Below are 16,725 nucleotides of genomic sequence, written 5' to 3' on the forward strand. Positions count from 1 at the left end.
GCCAGCCATGCCGGATTCCAAGCCCGACACCGAAGGCCCCGACCACGCCGGCGCAGAATCGCGCGTGCCGGCCATCACCGGCCAGGTCACCACCATCCCCGTGGCTGGCGCCGTGGCGCACCAGGGCTTCGTGCAGCCCGTGGTCATGCGCTTCAACGGCGTGCGGCTGGAGCCCCTGGCCCTCGCCCATGAAGCCGGGCTGCGCGAGGCCGTGCAGGACGGCCAGCTGTGGCGCATCCGCGTGACCTCCGCGCCCGAGCCCGACGACGTGCGCGCCTATATCGAGGCCGCGCTGGAGCAGCGCAGCCAGGGCAAGCGCTTCGCGTTTGCCGTGCTCGACGACGACAGCGGCCGCGTGCTGGGCACCAGCAGCTACCACGACATCCTGCCCGAGGTGCGCCGCGTGGAGATCGGCTACACCTGGTACGCGCGCAGCGTGCAGCGCACCCATGTCAACACCTCGGCCAAGCTCATGCTCATGGGCCATGCCTTCGACACGCTGGCCTGCCATGTGGTGGGCTGGCGCACGGACTGCTTCAACTTCGCCAGCCAGCGCGCCATCGAGCGCCTGGGTGCCAGGAAGGACGGCGTGATCCGCGGCCACGCGCTGCGCCGCGACGGCACCATCCGCGACACCGTGATGTACAGCCTGCGCAGCGGCGAATGGCCCGAGTCGCGCGCCCAGTTGCTGGACCAGTTGCAGCGCCATTCGGACGGCAGCACCGCCGTGGCGCGCACATGAGGGCGCGTACGCCGGGCCCCCGGGAGATGCCATGCTGATCGACTTCTTCTACACCATGCGCGCGGCCAAGCTGCCCGTCTCGGTCAAGGAGTTCCTGACCCTGCTGGAGGCGCTGCAGGCCGGCGTGGTCGGCCCCAGGAGCGAGGACGCCTGGAGCCTGGACGACTTCTACCACCTGGGCCGCACCGTGCTGGTCAAGGACGAGAAGCACTACGACAAGTACGACCGCGCCTTCGCCGCCTACTTCAAGGGCGTGGAGATGGTGGCCGACCTCACGCGCGAAATTCCCCAGGACTGGCTGAAGAAGCTGCTGGAGCGCGAACTCTCGCCCGAGCAGAAGGCCGCCATCGAAGCCATGGGCTGGGACGAGCTGATGGACACGCTCAAGAAGCGCCTGGAGGAGCAAAAGGAGCGCCACGAAGGCGGCAACAAGTGGATAGGCACGGGCGGCACCAGCCCCTTCGGCCACGGCGGCTACAACCCGGCCGGCGTGCGCATCGGCGGGCCGGGCCGCAACAAGAGCGCCGTCAAGGTCTGGGAGCAGCGTGCCTACCGCGACTACGACGACACGCAGGAGCTGGGCACGCGCAACATCAAGGTGGCGCTGCGCCGGCTGCGCAAGTTCGCACGCGAAGGCAGCGACCTGGAGCTGGACCTGCCCGACACCATCCGCAGCACGGCCGCCAACGCGGGCTACCTGGACATCAAGATGATCCCGGAGCGCCACAACAACGTGAAGGTGCTGCTGCTCATGGACGTGGGCGGCACCATGGACGAGCACGTGCAGCGCGTGGAGGAGCTGTTCTCCGCCGTCAAGAGCGAGTTCAAGCACCTGGAGTTCTACTACTTCCACAACTGCGTCTACGACTTCATGTGGAAGAACAACCGCCGCCGCTTCGCCGAGAAGTTTCCGACCTGGGACATCATCCGCAAGTACAACAAGGACTACAAGCTGATCTTCGTGGGCGACGCCACCATGAGCCCCTACGAGATCCTGCAGCCCGGCGGCAGCGTGGAGTACATGAACGAGGAGCCCGGCGCCGAATGGCTGCAGCGCCTGACGCATGCCTTCCCGCGCTTTGCCTGGATCAACCCCGAGCCGCCCGGCGTCTGGCAGTACCGCCAGAGCATCAGCATCATCCAGCAGCTCACGGGCAACCGCATGTACCCTTTGACACTCAAAGGTCTGGAAGACGCCATGCGCCTGCTGTCAAAATAGGCCGATGCCCAAGCTCCCCCCCGCGACAGCGCCGGCCCGAGGGCCGGCGTTTTTGTTTCTGTTGAGTGCAGCCCTGATGCTCGGCGGCTGCAGCCTCCTGCCGTCCAAGAATGATGACAAGGACACGGACCCGTCGCTGATTGCAGCGACCGGCGACCCGGCCTTCTCCCTTGTCGTCGATGCGCCCAAGGAAGTGCGCGAGCTGCTGGAAAAGCACCTCGAACTGCGCCGCTACCGCTACCAGAGCGACCTGCAGCGGCGCGAACTCACGCGGCTGCTGGGCGCCACCGACGCCAACGTGCGCGACCTGATCGGCACGCTGGGCTACTTCAGCCCCACGGTCACGGTGGAGATCAAGGAAACGCCCGAATCCGACGAGGCCCCGCTGGAGGTCACCGTCAAGGTGGACCCGGGCGAGCCCGCCACCATTGCGCGCAGCCAGGTGCGTTTTGCGGGCGTCAACGCCGACGATCCCGAAGGCGCCTCGCAGCGCGCCACCATCGAAAGCCAATGGCCGCTGCAGCCCGGCCAGCGCTTCAGCCAGGCCAGCTGGAGCCAGGCCAAGAGCCAGGGCCTGCGCACGCTGCAGTCGCGCCGCTACCCGCTGGCGCGCATCGACTCCAGCCTGGCCGACGTCGACGCCGACACGCACGAGGCCGACGTCAGCGTGGCCTATGCGCCCGGCCCGGCCTACACCTTCGGCCCGCTGCGCATCGAAGGCGCCCAGCGCTACGACCCCGTGGGGACAGCCCGCATCGCACGCCTGCCCGAGGGCGAGGAATACGACCAGACCGCCCTGGTCGATGCCCAGCTGCGCCTGGCCAGCAGCGGCTACTACGACTCCGTCTTCCTCACGCTGGCCAACGTGCCCCAGCAGGGAGACAGCGCCGCCGAGGACGAGGAAGCCATCAAGCGCAAGGGCGCCCAGGTCACCACGCCCGTCATCGCCCAGGTGCGCGAGGCCCAGATGCAGAAATGGGTCTTCGGCGTGGGCATGAGCACCGACACCGGCCCGCGCCTGAGCGTGGACCACATCCACAACCGCCTGCCCTGGCTGGGCTGGCGCGCCGTCACGCGCATGCGCTTCGACCGCAAGAACCCGCTGATCTCCACGCAGTGGACCGCCCTGCCCGATGAAACCCTGTGGCGCTGGTTCACCACGGCCAAGGCCGAGCGCGCGCCCTCGGGCGACTTCGATGTCAACAGCCTGCAGCTGCGCGCCGGCCGCACCAAGTCCGAAGACCACATCGACCGCAACTACTACCTGCAGTACGACTACGCCAAGACCCAGGGCGAGGGCGCGCCCCCGTCCAGCTCGTCGGTCACGGCCAACTACGGCTGGACGGGCCGCTACTTCGACAGCACGCTGGCGCCCTCCTCGGGCTTCGGCTTCGCCTGGGAAGTCGGCGCGGGCACCACGCTCACGCCCCAGCGCACACCGTTCGGCCGTGTCTCGGGCCGCTGGCTCAGCCTGATTCCCATCGGCGAGGTCGATCCCGAGACCAAGCGCCGCAGCCGCCTGGCGCTGCGCGCCTCCGGCGGTGCCCTGCTGGCCCGCAAGGATGCCGACCTGCCCGTCACCCAGCTGTTCATCACCGGCGGCGACAACACCGTGCGCGGCTACGGGTACCAGAGCATCGGTGCGCGCACCGACAGCGGCAAGGTCATCGGCGGGCGCTACATGGCCGTGGGCAGCATCGAGTGGCAGCGGCCCATCGTCATCAAGGGCAACACGCAGGACTGGGAGCATGCCGTCTTCCTGGACGCCGGCACCGTGGGCGATGCGCCCGACTCCATGTACATGCGCGTGGGCGTGGGCACCGGCCTGCGCTGGCGCAGCCCCGTGGGCCCCGTGCAGGCCGACATCGCCTGGGGCGCCCAGGAAAAGCAGCTGCGCCTGCACCTGCGCCTGGGCTTCAACTTCTGACCATGGTGGATTCCCGCTTGAATACCCCTGCCTCCTCCGCCGCGCCAGACCAAAGCCCCCAGGCGTCCCCTCCGTCGCCTGCGCCCCGCCGCCGCTGGCTGCGCTACCTGCTCTGGTTCTTCCTGGTCCTGGTCCTGCTGCTGGCCGCCCTGCTGGGTTCCGCCTGGTGGTGGAGCGGCCGTGCCGATTCGCTGGCCTACACCCTGCAGCGCGTGGCCGGCTGGCTGCCCGCAGGCCAGAGCCTGCAGGCCAAGGAAGTCACCGGCACCCTGCGCCAGGGCGGGCGCATCGGCTGGCTGCAATGGCAAAACCCCACCATGAAGGTGGAGCTGCGCGACGCCACCATCGGCTGGCAATTGCGTCCCCTGCTGTCGCGCACCGTGCGCCTGGGCGAAGTGCGCATCGCCGAGCTGAACATTGCCAGCACGCCCGACCCCGAGGACAAGAAACCCGTCGAGCCGCTGCAGCAGCTCGTGCTGCCCGTGAAGATCGACGTGCCCTTCCATGTGGAGCGCATCGTCTGGCAAGGCCCGCCCCAGGCCGAAGTACTGGGCCTGCAAGGCCACTACGCCTACGACGGTAGCGAGCACCAGCTGGACGTGCGCGACCTGCAATGGGCCGATGGCAGCTACCAGGCCAGGCTGCGCCTGCAGGCCCGCGCGCCCATGGCCATCCAGGCCGAGCTGCAGGGCGACCTGCAGGCGCCTGCCCTGGCTTCGGACGACGAGGCCTCCGCAGCCAAGGCCCCCAAACCTGCACCGCTGGCCGTGCAGGCCAAGGCACAGATCGACGGCACCCTGGCCACCGCCGCTGCGCAACTGGGCATCAAGCTCCAGGTTGATGCCAAGCCCGGGACGGTGTCCGAGGAAACGCCTGCCCCTGCCGCCGTACAGAAATCCGCCAGGGCCGATGGCAAGAACGGCAAGGCCAGGGAGCGCAAGGAAGCCGCCCCCGTGTCCGAACCCATGCATGCGGACATCGAGGCCAGCATCCGGCCCTGGCAGCCCCAGCCGCTGCAGACCGCGCGCGCCCAGCTCAGCCAGATCGACATCGCCGCCTTCTGGCCCCAGGGACCGCGCACCCGCATCAGCGGCGAATTGCAGGCCGGGCCGGATGGCAAGGCAGCTGATACAGCCCAGGCACCCGCCACGGAACAGCCATCGGACCAGGCACCAGGCTCGGCCATCGCCACCACCGCCTGGCAGCTGACGACACGCCTGAACAACGCCATGCCCGGCCCCTGGGACCGCCAGCGTCTGCCGCTGGACCAGATCGAGGCCGCAGTGCGCTATGACGGCCAGCAGTGGCTGCTGGAGCAGGCGCAGATCGCCATAGGCTCGGGCAGCATCGACGCCCAGGGCCGCTTCGAGCCCGCCACCAAGGTCTTCGAAGGCCAGGCCAAGGTCCAGCGCCTGGACCCCGCCGCGCTCTACAGCCTCCTGGAAGCCGCACCGCTGCAGGGCGAGCTGCGCGCCAGCACCACGGCAGAGCAGCAGGTGGACTTCAGCGTGGACATCCAGGCCGCAGCAGCGCCCGCAGGCGCCAAGCGCCAGCCCCTGCGCATAGAAAAACTCGCCACCAAAGGCCGCTGGGCCCAGCCCGTGCTGTCGCTGGAGAACCTGCAGCTTGATGCGCTGCAGGCCTCGGTGCGCAGCCGCAGCCTGCAGTTCGACACCGAACAGCAAAAGCTGCAGACCGTGCTGAAGGCCCAGCTGCCCGGCGCCGAACTCTCGCTGGACGGCCACATCAGCCCTGCCGCAGGCCAGGGCAGCAGCCAGCTCAAGCTGTCGTCACTCACCGCCCTCACGCAGTGGCTGCGCAAGCTGCCCGGCATGAAGGACCCGCTGGCCGGCGCCCTGATCGAAGGCCAGGCCCAGCTGGACGCCAGCTGGCGCGGCGGATGGGGCGCACTGCAAAAGCGCATGAAGGCCGCCGTGGGCGACCCCCTGCCCGCCAGCGGCCTGCAGCTGCAGGCCGACCTGCAGGCCGCCAAGCTGCGCTACCTGCCCGCCAACACGCCGCCCGAGCAGGCGCTGGAGCTGCCCGAGCTGCGCCTGGCCCTTAAGGGCTCGCCCGAGCAGGCCAGCCTCACCCTGGCCGGCCAGGCGAAGCGCGGCACGCAGACCGCGCAGATCGACACGGCCCTGCAGGCAGGCCTTGCCACGGCGCGCGGTGCCGCACCCCTGGACTGGCAGGCCAGCATCGACAAGCTGCAGGCCCGGCTGAGTCCGGGCCAGGACCTGCCCGGCCCATGGCAGCTGCAACTGGCAGGCAACCAGCCCGTACGGATCGCCCAGCGCACCACGGGCCGCACCGTGCTGTCCACTGCCTTCACGGCATCGGCCGGCAGCCTGCAGGTCACGCCGCCCACCCTGCCCCAGCGCCGCACCAATGCCCAAGCGCCCCAGCCCGTGCTGCTGGCCTGGGACGACACCCGCGCCAGCCAGGGCGGCGACGGCCGCTGGGCCCTGCGCAGCACAGGCCGCGCCCAGGCATTGCCGCTGGCCTGGGTCGATGCCCTGTCCATGGCCGAGGAGCCCCCGCTGGCCGCCATGGGCCTGAGCGGCGACCTGAGCTTCAACGCCCGCTGGGACATCGACACGACGGGCCCCGCGCTCAAGGCCGAACTGCTGGTCGAGCGTGCAGCCGGCGACCTGCGCCTGGCCGTGGAAGACGGCTCGGGCACCACCGTCATCCACACCACGGGGCCGCGCTCCAGCAAGCCCGGCGAAGTGCGCACGCATACCGTGCGCGGCGCCGGCATGCGCGCCCACATCAAGCAGGCCCGCCTGAGCGTGCGCGCCCAGGGCGACGACGTGCAGGCCAAGCTCGACTGGGACAGCGAACGCGCCGGCACCCTGACCGCGCAGCTGGGCACGCGCCTGGCCCAGCAGGACGGCACCTGGACCTGGCCCGAGAAGGCCCCTCTGTCCGGCCAGATCGACGCCCGCATGCCCGACATCGGCATCTGGGCGCTGTTCGCCCCGCCCGGCTGGCGCGTCACCGGCTCGCTGCAGGCCAAGGCCGAGATCAGCGGCGACCGCCAGAACCCGCAGTGGCAGGGCAATCTCTCGGCCGACGGCCTGAGCATCCTGTCCGCGCTGGACGGCATCGACCTGCAAAACGGCGTGCTGCGCGCGCGCCTGCAAGGCAACCGCCTGGACCTGACCGAGCTGCGCATGCAGGGCGGGCGCGGCAGCAATGCGCGCATCCTGGGCTACAGCGGCAACCTCACCACGGCACCGCGCGAAGGCGGCGAACTCACGGGCTCGGGCTTCGTGCGCTGGGACCCGCCCAACGCCGATGGCAGCAACTCCGGCCTGAGCATGGACCTGCGCGCCCAGGCCACCAGGCTGCAGGTGCTGGTGCGCGCGGACCGCCAGGTCAGCGTCTCGGGCGGCCTGCAGGCCAGGCTGGAGCAAGGCCAGTTCACGCTGCGCGGCGACCTCACCACCGACCGCGCCACCATCATCCTGCCCGAGGAATCCGCGCCCTCGCTGGACTCCGACGTGGTCGTGCACTCGGCCGCCTCGCGCAAGGCCGAGCAGGAAGCGGCGCGCAAGCAGCAGCAGGCCGACCGCAAGGCCCAGGCCCGCGCGGAAACCATCAAGCTGCCCGACATCCTCGTCAAGCTTGACCTGGGCCGCGACTTCGCGCTGCAGGGCTACGGCATCACCACCCGCCTGGAAGGCGCGCTGGAAGTGCAAGGCCCCACCGTGGCGGGCGGCCCGCCGCGCATTACCGGCGAGATCCGCACCGTGCAGGGCCGCTACCGCGCCTGGGGCCAGTCGCTGGACGTGGAGACCGGCCTCATCCGCTTCAACGGCCCCTACGCCAACCCCTCGCTGGACATCCTGGCGCTGCGCCCGAACATCGCCGTGCGCGCAGGCGTGCAGGTGCAGGGCACGGCCAACGCCCCGCGCGTGCGCCTGTACTCCGACCCCGAAATGCCCGATGCCGAAAAGCTCTCCTGGGTGGTCATGGGCCGCGACCCCGCCACGGGCGGCGCCGAAAGCGCCCTGCTCCAGCAGGCCGCGCTGTCCCTGCTCAGCGGCGGGCGCAACAACAGCGGCAAGATCGCCAGCAACCTGGGCCTGGACGAGATCGGCTTCAAGGGACCGGGCGGCGAAGGCTCCACCGGCGCCGCCCTCACCCTGGGCAAGCGCCTGTCCAGCGACCTCTATGTCACCTACGAGCAAAGCCTCTCGGGCGCCATGGGCACGCTGTACATCTTCTACGACCTCTCGCGCCGCCTCACCCTGCGCGGCCAGACCGGGGAAACCAGCGCGCTGGACCTGATCTACACCGTGCGCAAGGACTGACGCCCCACCCCTGCGCAGCCGCCCTGCCGGCGCTGCGCGGGGCGGACCCGCCATGGGTTTACAATCGCCGTTTGCTCCTCTCCGTAGTTCAATGGATAGAACGGGCGCCTCCTAAGCGCCAGATACAGGTTCGATTCCTGTCGGAGGGACCATCAATTTTCCAATGGCGACAACCACTTACAGCTCATTGAGTGGGTGTCTGGGCCATAAGTGGGACATGAATACGGTCTCAAGAGCTGGATTGCATGCCCGCGCAGTGGGCTCTCAACACGGAAACGACGACAGCCCCCTCGGCGCCCTTATGGGAATCGAAGGGGCCGTTTTCGTTTCGTTTGGCCCGAGCTAAGCGCGCGTACCCGCATCAGCGCCGAACCTTCTCCAGCGCCACCGCAGGGCCTGCTCAGGCAGGGCAAATCACTTAGAGTGGCTAACACCACCGATCCACGAAGCGTGCACAGATGATCGCCGCTGCCAGTTTTAGCAGCGCTTCGTGGATATCCAGTCGTCTTTCAAAGCGGATTCGCAACTTGCCAAAGCCTGCAAACCATCCATGGGTCCGCTCCACCACCCAGCGATGCTTGCCCAGTCGCTCGCTACTCTCAACGCCTCGCCTGGCAATGCGGCTGGCGATGCCCCGTTGTCTCAAGTGCGCACGGCAACGCTTGTAGTCATAGCCCTTGTCGGCGTGCAACTTCGATGGTCTTTTGCGGGGGCGCCCTCCCAAGCCTGCAATCGCAGGAATCGCGTCCACGCACCTCTCGAACATCTTGGAGTCGTGCCGGTTCGCGCCGCTGACCAAGATCACCAGCGGGATGCCTCTGGCATCTACGACGATGTGCCGCTTGGAGCCGAGCTTGCCTCTGTCCGTGGGGTTGGGGCCCGTTTCCTGGCCCCCCGGGGGCTTGGTACCGAGGAGCCATCAATGCTAGCCCGGCTCCAATCAATCTGGTCATGTTCACGCAAGCGAGTCAACATGGCCTGGTGCAGCTGCTCCCAGACACCAGCAGCGTTCCAGTCGCGCAGGCGGCGCCAGCAAGTCATGCCGCTGCCGTACCCAAGGGATTGGGGAAGGTCTTCCCACGGAATGCCTGTTTGCAACACAAACAGGATGCCGTTGAGGGCGGCTTCATCGCTGACTGCGAGCTTGCGCGCACCGCCTTTGGCGGAAGGTACGAAGGCAGGGATGAGGGGTTGTAGCTGTCGCCACAGTTCTTTGCTTACAGGTCGTCGTGCCATGAGGGCAGCGAGCATAACTGCTCTGCGGGGGCCTGTGACGAAGTGGTGTTAGCCACTCTAAGAGAGCTAGTCATTTCAACTTCCCCAATTGATATCCACCATTTTTATGACAGCCTGGTTAATAAGACAAGTCAGCGCAGAGAGACGCTGCTGCGGAGAAAGATGCGTTCAGCTGCGGGAAGTCAAGCTGGCCATCGTGTAGTGCTCATAGTGGCCAATCCCATTCTTCACGATGGGATCTTCGGATGTAAACGAACCGATCTCTTGGTTGTCGGCGATCTGGTAAAGAGACACGCCGTAGCCATCACCATCGTCAATCACAGGCCCGTGCGCTACGATCACACCTTGCTCGAGAAGACCGTTCATATATTCGCCATGCTGCATCATCCATGTTTTTTCTTCGCCGGACATGGTGCCCAGGAAATTCGCGCGAGGCGGGACAAATTTGCACAGGTAGTATTTCATTTCGGCTCCTCTCAAAGATAAATGATGCTGAGATTCAAGCTGTTTTCACACTCTTCAATATTGCCCCTTCGAACATCTTGGGCGCATAGCTCTGCAGGAACAGGATCATTCCTGTCATCTTTCCAACGGGATTACTGAACTTTGGCTTCTTGGTATCGATCAGCTTGGTAATCGTTTTGACGACGGCGTCGGGCGCCTCCGCCTCATCGATCCCCTTCTGTGTCGCAGCATCTGCTTGCTTGCGGTAGGCGTTGTAATCAGCAATACGCCCGCTTGATTGAGACACGGAGTTATGAGCGAGGTTGGTCTTGAACCACACTGGCTCCACCATGCTGACTTGGATGTTGAACGGATCCAGCTCGAAGCGCAGAGATTTGAAATACCCCTGGACTGCGTGCTTTGAAGCCGTGTAGTACGAGAGATTCGGCGGGCCGATCAAGCCGACGATGGAGCTGATTGTGATGATCTGCCCATGCTTTTGCGCCCGCAGCCGGGGCAGCAAGGCATTCGTCACTTTGATCGTGCCCCAGAAGTTGGTTTCGAACTGCTGACGTCCCAATTCGACGGGAGTCTCTTCTGCCAGCCCCGTCACCATGTAGCCGGCATTGTTCACCAATACATCCAGCTGCCTGACGCTGCGGAACAGCTCTTCAGCGAACGCGTTGATGGAGTTGTCGTCGCTGATGTCCAGACGCAGCAGCTTGAAGGGAACCTTCCCTTCGTGCTTTTCAGGTTCACGGCTGGTGCCGATGACTTCGAAGCCCTGGTTGTGCAGGCTGTTGGCGAGCAGCAGGCCGAAGCCCGAGGATGCGCCGGTGATTAGGACTGTCTTCTTCATGGGTAGCTTCTCCGTAGATGATGGAAATTCTTGAAAACTTTGCCCGGCTGAACGTGCGTGCAGAAGGGCTTTGGGCTATTTGCTATCGGGGTTGGCAGCGCGACCATGAACAAGCCTTCATCAGCCAAGGCATGGCTCACAACCGTTACCTCTCAAGATGAGGCTGGGCTCTCTGCGCGCATGACTCCTTTCGGGCGTGGGTGCTGGACTGAACGATGGGCGCATGTTAGTATCGTTTCAGTACTTAGTCAATACTGAAATGATATGGACTCGAAAAAAACTTCTGAAAGCACTTGCCCCATCGCGCGCAGCCTGGCCTTCCTGGGCGATGCGTGGACTATGTTGATCCTGCGGGATGCGAACGCTGGGCTGACGCGCTTCGATCAGTTCAGGAAAAGCCTTGGCATCGCTCCCACGATGCTGACGAAGCGTTTGGCGACGCTCACGGATGAGCAACTGCTGGAAAAGCGGCAGTATTCGGAGCGGCCACCTCGCGAGGAATACGTCCTGACCGAAGCTGGGAGGGACTACTTGCCCGTTCTCTTCATGATTGCTGCCTGGGGCCGAAAGCACCGTGGCGAAGGCAAGCTGGTTCGGTTTCTGGATGCCGAGACGGGCAACGATCTGAAGCCGATTGCGATCGACGCAGAGACCGGCGCAGAGATCGGGACTCGCGAAATCCGCATGGTGATGCCGGAATGAAGCCAAGCAGTCGGGCTCCAGTGCCGGCGGAAAATCAAGCAGGCACAGCGAACCGTGGCGTAGTTCTTCTGTTGGCTGCGCTCGCGGCGATAGGCGCTTTGTCAACCAACATCATCCTGCCGTCGTTTCCGGCGATGTCTAAAACCCTGGGTGCGTCAGATGCCCAGCTCGGCCTGACACTCAGTGTCTTCTTCGTAGTTTTCGCGGCGGGGCAACTCTTCGTGGGACCTCTGTCTGATCGCTTCGGGCGTCGCAAACTGGTCATAGGGGGCTTGCTGGTCTTCGCGGCCGGCGGGGTGGTGTGTGCCCAGCCGGCGGCTCCAGCCGAACTGATTGTCGGCCGAGCAATACAGGCTGCAGGCGTATGCGCCGCGTCCGTACTTGCACGCGCGATCGCAAGAGATATGTATGAAGGCGAAACTCTGGCACGCGTTCTTGCGATGGTGATCGTGGCTATGGCCGCGGCCCCGGGGTTCTCTCCGCTGCTGGGCGGCATGACTGAGAAAATGATTGGCTGGCGCATGACCTTCCTGACGGTCAGTGCCTTCGGGCTTGCACTTTCAATGTGGTACGCCTTCCGACTTCCAGAAACACACGTCGCGTCGCGGCGGATGCCGCTTGCCGTTGGCCCCATACTCAGGATCTATGCCAGCCTTCTGATCGATCCACGCTTCCTCCGTCCAGTCGTCGCTGTCATGTGTCTCACAGGCGGGCTTTATGGATTCTTCGCTGCTGCTCCATCAGTGCTGATGGGCGCCATCAAGTTGAGCGCGCTGGAGATGGGGCTCTTTTTTGCAGCCACGGTGCCCGTTGTTTTTGCTGCAGGCCTCGCTGTACCAAGACTTTCACATCGCTGGGGTGCAGCTCGAGTCATCCAAGCCGGAATCGTCTTGGCCTTGGTTGGAGGCGTGATGATCTACCTGGCCTCGGTTCGATACCCATCCAGCCTCACAGCGTTCACGTTCGCGCTCTGTGTCTTCCTCATGGGAATGGGCGTTGCCAATCCTCTCAGTACAGCACAGGCGCTTTCTCCATTTGGAGCTCAAGCAGGTGCAGCCTCCGCCATGTTGGGCTTCATACAGATGTCCGGCGCAGCACTTGGCGCCATGCTGGTCAGCACGATGGCAGGGATCTCCCACATGGCGGCGGTAGGACTGCTTATCTCAGTCTTCGCACTTCTTGCTTTCATCACTTTCTGGAACCAGCCCAGGACGGCTGGTTTTTGACGAGATTCCAGTGGATACACGAGGCACACCTTCGCCAGCATGAATTGGATGGAGCCTTTGCCCGACTGCCGCAGCGTGAGGACTCAATGGCCGCAGGACCCTGCCCCTGTAGCACAAACACACAACTGGAAGAATTCTTGCGGAACGCCACTGAACACGCAGCGCGTCACGCAGATAACTCGTTGATTTCTCACGTCCTCGCAAGCCATGAGCCATCGATCTTTAGAGAGATGCGCCACTGGACTTTCGTCTGTACGGAAAACGCGCCACTGGACTTTAGTTTTTTAGACCAGTAAGGCTGAGGAGCGAGCTATCGGCCGAGGCGCAAGCGCTCAGGGCCGATGTGCGGCGGCGTAGCGGGTTGCCAGGGGCTCTCGTTTGGCAGCTACCGACGGTGGATTCAACCGGTCAACGCAACACACTCATCAAACATTTCAGCAGGTGTTCTGAACCCCAGCGTCTTCCTGGGACGCTGGTTCAACTGCCTTGCAATCGCATCCAAGCTCTCCTGTGAGTAGCCCGACAGATCCAGGCCTTTGGGAAGGTACTGCCTGAGTAACCCGTTCGTGTTCTCGTTGGTGCCCCGTTGCCATGGATGGTGCGGGTCGCAGAAGTAGACCTGGATGTCGGTCGCCAACGTGAAGCGCTTGTGCCCCGCCATTTCCGAGCCGCGATCCCAGGTCAAGGAGCGGTAGAGCTCATGCGGCAGGCTCCTGGCATGTCTGGCTAGGGCCGCAGCCACGGTGTACGAGTCTTTGTCCACCAGCTTGACCAGCATCACATAGCGCGTGTGTCGCTCCACCAAGGTCGCGATCTGGCTATGAGCATCGCCGAACAGCAAGTCTCCTTCCCAATGCCCTGGCACGGCCCGATCTTCTATACAGGCCGGACGTTCGCTGATGGGGACGGCACCGACGATTCGGCCATGGATACTGGTCTTTTGCGTGTAGTGCCGTGAACGACGCATGCCTCTGGTGCGCCGCAAATGCTCCAGAAGCTCCTTCTTCAAAGCGCCCCGCGTCTGGACAAAGAGCGTGCGATAGATGGCTTCGTGGGACACCTGCATGCTCCTTTGCTCTGGGTAGGTCCGTTTGAGCCAACCGGCGATCTGCTCAGGCGACCATCGATGCTGCAGTTTGCCAGCCACGATCTGCGCCAGGGCTGGATTGCTCGCCAGCTTGCAAGGCTTGGGGCGGTGCGCACGCTCCCAGGCTGCTTCATCGGCGCGCGCAGCCCTGTAGCAACTCTTGCCACCGTTGCGGTGAAGCTCACGGCTGACAGTGGATGCAGCTCGCCCCAAGCGCGCGGCAACGCAGTGGATGGATTCGCCCGCAGCCAATGCCCGCGAGATCTCCTCGCGCTCAGCGAGAGTCAGTGCCAATCGTGATCGATGGCGCGCTGGCGGGCGGATTCCGCCGGTTGCGGCCAGGATGTTCTGAATGGAGGTATGCGGCCGATCGAACAGCTTGCCGATCTGGTGCAGGGTATCGCCCTTGCTCCAGCGATCCCACATCATCGCCTTCTGTGCTTCGGTGTAGTAGATCCGAGGTCGTTGCTTCATGGCCAGCACTCCTTGCGCCAGGTGCAGTCATTGTGTTGCATCGACCGGTTGAATTCACAACCCGTTGCTGTCGCTCAGTTTCAGTTTGCGGGAGTCGGCTTTCGAGCAGTCGTCGCTGATTGCGGACAGATTCCGTTGCCAACTGAGAAGCCAGAAACGCTCGCCTTAAAACCCATCATTTGTCGCGGCGAGATGCCAGGTTTGCATTAATCCACGACGACACGTCCGTTACCGGAATGGAGCGGCGTTGGTTGAACGTGCCGCTCTTGGCCCACGACATGCCGCGCCCCTGGGCAAAGGCTGCACGGTACTTGCTCATCATGTTTTGCGGGTCGCGCGCCAGTTCATCCAGCAGGTACTGCTCGGTCCATACCGACCTGGTGAAAGAGCGGCCAAGGCCCGCCTCCAGCTTGTCCGCCACCTCGCCGTAAGTCACGGTGTCGCCTGCCAGATACACAATCTCGTTGCGGATGCGCGGTTGGGCGAACACCACTTCGGCCGTCAGCGCGCCGATGTCGTCGGGAGTGGTCAACGTCACTGCAGTATCAAGGCTTCCCAGGGCGTGGACCGCATCGTTGTGCAGGTCGACGACGCCGAACTCGGGCTCGAACAGGTAGCTCATGAACATGCCGGTGGAGATGATGACCCACTCCGTCTGAATCTGGCTGCGCAGCAGCTCACGCACGTCGAGCTGTGCGTCGAAGATGTCCTGCGGGCCGCCCCGGCCGATCACGTCGAAGTCGACCCCGAACTGCCAGGGGAAGTACCGGGGAATGCCTGACTGCAGCGCGGCCCGCGCCAGCTTCATCGGTGTGTTGATGCCGGCTGCATAGCCAGCGCACCCGATCACCGTGTCATAGCGTGCGAAAACCACGGCAAGCTCATCGATGGAGCTTTTCACCAGGTCGCCCAGGACGATCTCGATGCCGAGGCTACGAATCTCCGCGATATCCCGCTGCTTGGCAGACGCGGAGGAATCCACGGCGCTGGCGCGCAGCAGCACGCTGATCTTGCTACCAGCCACGCTCTTGGCGCGACGTGCGAGGTTGCGAAGCACCGGCAGGCCGAGTTCGCCGGCACCGAGGACGAGGATGCTTCGAGACGTCGCGCTAGGGTCTAATTGGTTCATCGTGTGGACAGGAGATTGAGAGAGTTCTGGCAGTCTAGCCACGCACCGAAGATGATGTAAGAAGGCACACGCGTGATACCGAGAGCAAACCACAGTGAACCGAGACGAAATTCTTCAATACGCGCAGAACGTTTGCGATGGCCTGCGAGACGATGACGATGGGGTGCGACGCGAGGTGCTTGCGCATGCCGGAAACCGCTGGTCGCTTGGCATTCTTCATACGCTGGGGGTGTATGGCAGGCTGCGCCACGCGGAGATTGGCAGGCGTATGCACGGCGTCACCCAGCGCATGCTGACGCTGACACTGCGGCAGTTGGAGCGTGATGGCTTAGTGCTGCGCCATGACTTCGAAGAGGTGCCGCCCAGGGTGGAATACGAGCTGTCGGAAACCGGCATGGAGTTGCTCCTGCGCATGGTGCCGCTGTGGACGTGGATCGTCGAGAATGCAGACCACTTTCGGGAAGCTAGGCAAACGTTTGACACTCTTCACCGCGATGCCGACTCATAGGCTGCTGCGGTGTTGACTAATAAAGCGGTCAGCCAAGCAGTCATTGCCAACGGCAGCTTCTGGCCGACAACTGTCCTTGTGCGAGGGCAAGCCTTTCTACGGAGCGCTAAGCGCCCCTGGTGTCTCGCATAAGCCTCCCTGTAGCGGGCGGCATGGTGGCCGCGAAGTCCCGGGGCGCGTCACTCAGGCTCGATTTGAGCCATCCAAAAGATGCTCACCCCTCATCGCGCCAGTGAGGCAGGTCGGCCGAGTACTCGAAACCACCCCGCACAGGTCATCGCCAGAGGCTTCGCTCCTCATCCGCGCCCGACCTGGTCAAGCTCCCCTCTAGGGCTGGCCCGCCATCGTGCCACGAAGGCGGAGCTTCCCTCCCTTCGACTCCACAGAGGTCACCAGCCGAGGCTTCGGTCTCGTTCGCGCCTGATCTAGGGCAGTCATTCTGCACGGCTGGCTGATTTTGGGTGCGCTCAGCCCCACGGCCAGGGGCGCCCTCAATGCGACGTTAGGACACAGCCCGCAAGGCTGCATGGTGATTCAGCGCCACCCTTTCGCCGAAAGTTCTGTGTGCTCCTGCAGGCCTCGCTTCGCCGCTGGGCAGCGCGGGCGCGCCCCGAAAAAACTAAAGATCAGTGGCGGAAGAACTAATGTGTAGTGGCGTTCCGCAACTCTCTCCTACCCCAGCACCTTCTGAAGACGCGCCTGGTAACGCGATCTGCTCAGACTTGCTCAGATTCAGAATGTTTCTTTTTGTTCTAATTTGTAGCAAAAGTCTCACTATGAGACCAAGGCCCAAACCTCCGGTCTAAGCAAGTCTTCTTTCCAGCCTCCCCAATCCTCAAGGCGTGCATTG

At 64.4% G+C, this 16,725-nt stretch carries 13 protein-coding genes and 1 tRNA gene; 9 read left to right on the plus strand and 5 right to left on the minus strand.

Annotation, left to right across the window (positions count from 1 at the left end; genetic code table 11):
• Positions 1-7: 7 nt before the first annotated feature.
• The 5 genes from U6958_RS28325 (at position 8) to U6958_RS28345 (ending at position 8,362) form a co-directional block, all read left to right on the plus strand.
• Positions 8-742 (plus strand): GNAT family N-acetyltransferase, encoded by a 735-nt coding sequence (locus tag U6958_RS28325; RefSeq protein WP_046987466.1) that lies wholly within the window; start codon positions 8-10, stop codon positions 740-742.
• Between the two features lie 31 nt (positions 743-773).
• Positions 774-1,961, plus strand: a complete 1,188-nt coding sequence (locus U6958_RS28330; RefSeq protein ID WP_016453729.1) for a VWA domain-containing protein — start codon at positions 774-776, stop codon at positions 1,959-1,961.
• Positions 1,962-1,965: 4 nt separating this feature from the next.
• Positions 1,966-3,888: an autotransporter assembly complex family protein gene (locus tag U6958_RS28335; RefSeq protein ID WP_374725853.1), complete on the plus strand. Its 1,923-nt coding sequence runs from the start codon at positions 1,966-1,968 to the stop codon at positions 3,886-3,888.
• Positions 3,889-3,890: 2 nt separating this feature from the next.
• A complete protein-coding gene (locus U6958_RS28340) occupies positions 3,891-8,210 on the plus strand; it encodes a translocation/assembly module TamB domain-containing protein (RefSeq protein WP_074923037.1) in 4,320 nt (1,439 codons plus the stop codon).
• Between the two features lie 77 nt (positions 8,211-8,287).
• Positions 8,288-8,362: transfer RNA gene (locus U6958_RS28345), tRNA-Arg, on the plus strand.
• Between the two features lie 275 nt (positions 8,363-8,637).
• Here U6958_RS28345 and U6958_RS28350 read toward each other — a convergent pair.
• From U6958_RS28350 to U6958_RS28360, 3 genes are all read right to left on the minus strand, one after another.
• Positions 8,638-9,446, minus strand: a protein-coding gene (locus tag U6958_RS28350) for an IS5 family transposase (RefSeq protein WP_156815040.1) whose coding sequence is annotated in 2 segments (ribosomal slippage) — positions 8,638-9,116 and positions 9,116-9,446 — 810 coding nt in all. Because the reading frame shifts where the segments join, the coding sequence is not laid out codon by codon here.
• A 168-nt stretch (positions 9,447-9,614) separates the two neighbouring features.
• Positions 9,615-9,911 (minus strand): YciI family protein, encoded by a 297-nt coding sequence (locus U6958_RS28355; protein ID WP_017405392.1) that lies wholly within the window; start codon positions 9,909-9,911, stop codon positions 9,615-9,617.
• 34 nt (positions 9,912-9,945) lie between these two features.
• On the minus strand, positions 9,946-10,749 hold the full coding sequence (locus U6958_RS28360) for an SDR family oxidoreductase (RefSeq protein ID WP_017405393.1): 804 nt from the start codon (positions 10,747-10,749) through the stop codon (positions 9,946-9,948).
• A gap of 17 nt (positions 10,750-10,766) precedes the next feature.
• Here U6958_RS28360 and U6958_RS28365 point away from each other — a divergent pair, with 17 nt between their 5' ends.
• The 3 genes from U6958_RS28365 to U6958_RS28375 all read left to right on the plus strand — a co-directional run bounded on the left by U6958_RS28365 (position 10,767) and on the right by U6958_RS28375 (position 12,677).
• Entirely contained in the window at positions 10,767-10,910 is a 144-nt protein-coding gene (locus tag U6958_RS28365) for a hypothetical protein (protein ID WP_156815064.1), read from the plus strand.
• A gap of 103 nt (positions 10,911-11,013) precedes the next feature.
• Positions 11,014-11,451, plus strand: a complete 438-nt coding sequence (locus U6958_RS28370; protein WP_016454547.1) for a helix-turn-helix domain-containing protein — start codon at positions 11,014-11,016, stop codon at positions 11,449-11,451.
• The gene (locus U6958_RS28375; RefSeq protein WP_143044731.1) at positions 11,448-12,677 is read left to right on the plus strand and encodes a multidrug effflux MFS transporter; all 1,230 of its coding nucleotides are present in this window, start codon (positions 11,448-11,450) and stop codon (positions 12,675-12,677) included. Before U6958_RS28370 ends, U6958_RS28375 begins: the two co-directional genes overlap by 4 nt.
• A 400-nt stretch (positions 12,678-13,077) precedes the next feature.
• On the opposite strand, the gene U6958_RS28380 is transcribed toward U6958_RS28375, so the two are convergent.
• Both U6958_RS28380 and U6958_RS28385 read right to left on the minus strand, forming a co-directional pair.
• Entirely contained in the window at positions 13,078-14,238 is a 1,161-nt protein-coding gene (locus U6958_RS28380; protein ID WP_016448150.1) for an IS30 family transposase, read from the minus strand.
• A gap of 175 nt (positions 14,239-14,413) precedes the next feature.
• On the minus strand, positions 14,414-15,367 hold the full coding sequence (locus U6958_RS28385; RefSeq protein WP_074922799.1) for an aromatic alcohol reductase: 954 nt from the start codon (positions 15,365-15,367) through the stop codon (positions 14,414-14,416).
• 94 nt (positions 15,368-15,461) lie between these two features.
• Between U6958_RS28385 and U6958_RS28390 the strand changes: the two genes are divergently transcribed.
• Positions 15,462-15,875 carry a helix-turn-helix domain-containing protein gene (locus tag U6958_RS28390; protein ID WP_034347780.1) on the plus strand — a complete coding sequence of 138 codons (414 nt, stop codon included), beginning with the start codon at positions 15,462-15,464 and terminating at the stop codon, positions 15,873-15,875.
• The last annotated feature ends 850 nt before the right edge of the window (positions 15,876-16,725 follow it).

The organism is Delftia lacustris, from assembly GCF_040267515.1.
In the GTDB taxonomy this organism is placed as follows: Bacteria; Pseudomonadota; Gammaproteobacteria; order Burkholderiales; family Burkholderiaceae_C; genus Comamonas; species Comamonas tsuruhatensis.

What these genes read in the sequence shown, in the direction of transcription:
- U6958_RS28325 (WP_046987466.1), top strand. Translation starts at nt 8, where the DNA reads ATGCCGGATTCCAAGCCCGACACCGAAGGCCCCGACCACGCCGGCGCA.
- U6958_RS28330 (WP_016453729.1), top strand. Translation starts at nt 774, where the DNA reads ATGCTGATCGACTTCTTCTACACCATGCGCGCGGCCAAGCTGCCCGTC.
- U6958_RS28335 (WP_374725853.1), top strand. Translation starts at nt 1,966, where the DNA reads ATGCCCAAGCTCCCCCCCGCGACAGCGCCGGCCCGAGGGCCGGCGTTT.
- U6958_RS28340 (WP_074923037.1), top strand. Translation starts at nt 3,891, where the DNA reads ATGGTGGATTCCCGCTTGAATACCCCTGCCTCCTCCGCCGCGCCAGAC.
- U6958_RS28355 (WP_017405392.1), bottom strand. Translation starts at nt 9,911, where the DNA reads ATGAAATACTACCTGTGCAAATTTGTCCCGCCTCGCGCGAATTTCCTG.
- U6958_RS28360 (WP_017405393.1), bottom strand. Translation starts at nt 10,749, where the DNA reads ATGAAGAAGACAGTCCTAATCACCGGCGCATCCTCGGGCTTCGGCCTG.
- U6958_RS28365 (WP_156815064.1), top strand. Translation starts at nt 10,767, where the DNA reads ATGATGGAAATTCTTGAAAACTTTGCCCGGCTGAACGTGCGTGCAGAA.
- U6958_RS28370 (WP_016454547.1), top strand. Translation starts at nt 11,014, where the DNA reads ATGGACTCGAAAAAAACTTCTGAAAGCACTTGCCCCATCGCGCGCAGC.
- U6958_RS28375 (WP_143044731.1), top strand. Translation starts at nt 11,448, where the DNA reads ATGAAGCCAAGCAGTCGGGCTCCAGTGCCGGCGGAAAATCAAGCAGGC.
- U6958_RS28380 (WP_016448150.1), bottom strand. Translation starts at nt 14,238, where the DNA reads ATGAAGCAACGACCTCGGATCTACTACACCGAAGCACAGAAGGCGATG.
- U6958_RS28385 (WP_074922799.1), bottom strand. Translation starts at nt 15,367, where the DNA reads ATGAACCAATTAGACCCTAGCGCGACGTCTCGAAGCATCCTCGTCCTC.